The organism is Pseudomonas sp. Colony2 (assembly GCF_019382755.1).
GTDB lineage: Bacteria > Pseudomonadota > Gammaproteobacteria > Pseudomonadales > Pseudomonadaceae > Aquipseudomonas.
Genome location: NZ_CP080030.1, coordinates 5,596,035 through 5,599,931 on the forward strand (window position 1 = coordinate 5,596,035; position 3,897 = coordinate 5,599,931).

A 3,897-nucleotide genomic window follows, 5' to 3' on the forward strand; every position below is an offset into this window, starting at 1 on the left:
GAGGGAGCTGCTGTGGCGAGGGAGCTTGCTCCCGCTGGAGTGCGCAGCGCTCCCAGGATTTTGGGGCCGTTTCGCAGCCCAGCGGGAGCAAGCTCCCTCGCCACAGCAAGCTCCCTCGCCACAGGTTATTTCTCGGCCATAACGGTGTGTTACTGCAGTTGCAGTGTGGAATTGAACTGACTGATCGCATCCACCACATGCCGTGACCCTTCCTGAATCTCCAGGATCACCTGCCCCGCCTCATTCGCCAGCTCCACCCCAAGCCCCGTGCGGCTCAGGCTCGACTGCATGCTCGACACCGCGCTGATCGACAGGTCGTGGTTCTTGCGCACCACATCCACAATCTCGATCGTCGCCTGGCTGGTTCGCGCCGCAAGGCTGCGCACCTCATCCGCCACCACCGCAAACCCGCGCCCATGCTCGCCCGCCCGGGCCGCTTCGATCGCCGCATTCAGCGCCAGCAGGTTAGTCTGGTCGGCGATGCCGCGGATGGTCTGGACGATGGTGCCGATGATGTCCGACTGCTTGCTCACTGCGTCGATGCTCACGGCCGCTTCGTTAAGGTCACGGGAAATTTCTTCGATGATCTGCACGGTCTGCTGCACCACTTCCGAACCCTTGCGGGCGCAGGCGTCGTTTTGCACCGAGGTGGCGTGAGCCGAGTCGGCAGCCGTGCGCAAGGTGGTGACCTGGTCGGTGATGTCGCTGGCGAACTTCACCACTTTGTACAGGCGCCCGTTGGCATCGAAGATCGGGTTGTAGGAGGCTTCCAGGAACAGCGTTTGGCCGAATTTATCTTTGCGCTCAAAGCGGTGGGAGTGATATTCGCCGCGGTTGAGCGAGGCCCAGAATGCCTTGTAGGCCGGCGAATCGGTCTCACCGCGATGACAAAACAGACTGTGGTGCTGGCCGACGATTTCACTGAGGGAATACTTCACCGTCTTCAGGAAGTTGTCGTTGGCATTCAGGATCTGGCCTTGCGGGGTGAATTCAATGACCGCCATGGAGCGGCCGATGGCGTCGATCAGGCTCTGGTTTTCATGCTCGCGGTGAATCCGCGCCGAGATGTCCGAGGCCACCTTGATCACGCTTTGCACCTGGTTGTCGGCACCGATTACCGGCATGTAACTGGCCTCCAGCCACACTTCCTGACCATGCTTGTTCAACCGCATGAAGGTGCCACTGAGGGGCTCGCCCCGCGCCAGGTCGCGCCAGAGCTTGGCGTAGGCGTCGGTGTGGGTGTAGGCCTCTTCGCAGAAAATCCGGTGATGCTTGCCGCGAATTTCTTCGGCGCGGTAGCCCATGGTCTTGCAGAAATTTTCATTGGCATCCAGCACGATGCCGTCGCGATCAAACTCGATCATTGCCATGGAACGGCTGATGGCGGCCAATTTGGCTTTGGCTTCGGTAAGGGCGCAGGAGAAACGTTCGATTTCCAGCAGGTCGGATTTGTGTTGGCGGTTGAACATGTCAGATCACCCTTTATTTTCCCGACGCCCACGCGGGCGCATTCCATTCACGGTTTGAATCTTGATCGAAGACCTTTATGGGGAAACCTATCCGAAACGCTTTATATGCCGAGCGTCATCAACGGTTCTGGGTGAGCATAGACAGGCGTTGGCGCTATGCAAGGCCACTAGTCAGCCAGCATTTGCAACAAAGCATTAACCACTGCGGAGGACGGTTGGTGGCGTGATGTCACCAACGCAAACTCGCGATGCACCGGCTCCGCCAGGGGCATGATGCGCAAGCCTTGGCGCTGGGCCGGCAGGGTCATCTCGGGCACCAGCGTCACTCCCACGCCTTCACGCACCAGGCTGAAAGCGCTGTTCCATTCGCGCACTTCCACCCGCACCTCGCGCAGCACCAGGCCGGCTTCCTGGGCCAGGCTGCGGGCGTTGACGGTGCAGCCGCCGGTGGCAAGCACGAACGGTTGCTCCACCAACTCTTCCAGCGTGACCGTTGCCTGCGCCGGGCGCCGGGAAAACCCGTGGGCCATCGGCAGCACCGCCACCCAGTTATCGCGCCCCAGCACGGCGGCATTGCGCTCGGACGGCGGGTTGAGCACCACGCCCAGGTCGATCAGATTCGCGTCGAGCAAGGTGTTCACTTCATCGTCGGTCACTTCCAGGGCCGTGACCTCGATGCCGGGGTAAAGCTGGTTGAACCGACGCAGCAGCGGCGGCAGGAACACCGCCAGCACCATGGGGAAACTCGCGATGCGAATCGTCCCACGCAGCATCGGCCGCGCTTCGTCCACGGTGGTGCGAATCGCCTGCAACGCTTCCAACATCACCCGCGCCTGCTCGATCACTTGCAGGCCCAGGGCGGTAGGCACGGTCTGACGCGCCTCACGCACAAACAACTGCGCACCGAGGTTGGCCTCCATGGCCGCCATCGCCTGGCTGGCGGCGGACTGAGTCATGCCCACTCGTTCGGAGGCGGCAGTGATGCTGCCGTTGTCCGCCACGGCCACCAGCAGGCGCCAGTGCATCAGGTTCATCATGGCAGTAGCTGTCCTTATGGCAGGATTCTGAAAGATTAATTTTACCCAAGGTGCCATGCCCACGAGACTGAAGGCAACTGTCCTGCGGAGTTGCCCCGATGAAGCTGTATTTTTCCCCGAATGCCTGTTCCCTCGCCTCCCATATCGCGCTGCGGGAATTGGCCCTGCCGTTTGAATTGATTCGCGTCGACAACCAGAAAAAGCTCACGGCTGACGGTGATGATTTCCTGCAGATCAATCCCAAGGGCTATGTGGCCGCACTGCAACTGGACAACGGCGAGGTACTGACCGAAGGCGCGGCCATCCTGCAATACCTGGCCGACCGGGTACCCGCAGCGGGCCTGGCGCCGGCCAATGGCAGCTGGGAGCGGGTGCGTTTGCAGGAGTGGCTGAACTTTGTCTCCAGCGAGATTCATGGCGGGCTGGGAGTGTTGTTCAAGGACGCGATTCCCGATGAGGTGAAGGCGCTGTTCAAGGCCACGCTGTTCAAGCGTTTTGCGATTCTGGTACAGACCCTGGAGCGCCAGGATTACCTGCTGGGCGCGCAGTACTCAGTGGCGGATGCGTACCTGTTTGTGGTGCTGCGCTGGGCGGGGTTGTTTGATATCGACTTGCAGCAGTGGCCGGCGTTAGCGAAGTTTCAGCAGCGTGTCGGTGAACGCCCGGCAGTGATTGCTGCCTTGGCCGCTGAAAATCCATGACCTGAAATGCGATCAACCTGTAGGAGCTGGCTTGCCTGCGATAGCGATGGTGAATCCAACACCGCTATCGCAGGCAAGCCAGCTCCCACAGTTGATCTTCATAGTTTTAGAGAATGGGTTTCAAGCCATCGTTTTCGATGAATGCACTTAACGCCAACACATCCACCGACCCCGAACGGTCCTGATCCAGGTGCGCCACCTGGCGGCGCACCGCCTGATGAATACGCCGGGTGCCCTGCCCCAGTTGAACCGTGCCGCACAGGTCCACCGCCTGCGCCGCCACGATCAACTCAATGCTGCCCAGCCACACCACGCGCTGCACCAGTTGCCGGGTTTTCTCGACCACCGCCAGCGCCTGCCCCGCATAATCTTCCACGCGATCCGCCACCGGCACGCTCACCGCCGGGATCGGATTGGCCAAGTGCCCGATCTCCGCCACCAACGCCGAACCGGTGCGCTGCAAGGCGGCCATGCCCACGTGCCCGGGCTGGTTGATCAGAAAGCGCGGCAGTTCACTGGAGGCCGGCGACAGCAACTTGGCAATCCGCTCGGCGCTGCACACCGCCACGCGGCTCAACGCCAGGCCCAAGCCTTCGGCCGCCAGCGCGAGATGGGTGCTGTCGAAATTGGCCGTGGCCAGCACCAACACGTCTTCGCTGATCAACGCCGGATTGTCCGCGCCGCTGGCAA

At 61.4% G+C, this 3,897-nt stretch carries 4 protein-coding genes and 1 pseudogene; 1 reads left to right on the top strand and 4 read right to left on the bottom strand.

Going from position 1 to position 3,897, the window contains the following annotated elements:
- Nucleotides 1-149: 149 nt before the first annotated feature.
- The 3 genes and pseudogenes from JV201_RS30255 to JV201_RS22455 form a co-directional block, all read right to left on the bottom strand.
- A complete protein-coding gene (locus JV201_RS30255) occupies nucleotides 150-722 on the bottom strand; it encodes a methyl-accepting chemotaxis protein (protein ID WP_371132976.1) in 573 nt (190 codons plus the stop codon).
- 18 nt (nucleotides 723-740) lie between these two features.
- Nucleotides 741-1,469 (bottom strand): annotated as a pseudogene (locus JV201_RS30260) (PAS domain-containing protein); the annotation flags it as partial.
- Between the two features lie 167 nt (nucleotides 1,470-1,636).
- Complete coding sequence (locus tag JV201_RS22455) at nucleotides 1,637-2,506, bottom strand: LysR family transcriptional regulator (protein ID WP_219406062.1); 870 nt, start codon at nucleotides 2,504-2,506, stop codon at nucleotides 1,637-1,639.
- Nucleotides 2,507-2,604: 98 nt separating this feature from the next.
- Here JV201_RS22455 and gstA point away from each other — a divergent pair, with 98 nt between their 5' ends.
- Nucleotides 2,605-3,207, top strand: coding sequence for a glutathione transferase GstA (gene gstA / locus JV201_RS22460; RefSeq protein ID WP_008431610.1), 603 nt, complete (start codon nucleotides 2,605-2,607; stop codon nucleotides 3,205-3,207).
- A gap of 106 nt (nucleotides 3,208-3,313) precedes the next feature.
- Here gstA and JV201_RS29925 read toward each other — a convergent pair.
- A partial coding sequence (locus JV201_RS29925) for an aromatic amino acid lyase (protein WP_257903253.1) occupies nucleotides 3,314-3,897 on the bottom strand: 584 nt, incomplete at its 5' end.

Bases quoted from the DNA above. Each gene is read 5' to 3' on its own strand.
- gstA (WP_008431610.1), top strand. From the start codon at position 2,605: ATGAAGCTGTATTTTTCCCCGAATGCCTGTTCCCTCGCCTCCCATATC.
- JV201_RS22455 (WP_219406062.1), bottom strand. From the start codon at position 2,506: ATGATGAACCTGATGCACTGGCGCCTGCTGGTGGCCGTGGCGGACAAC.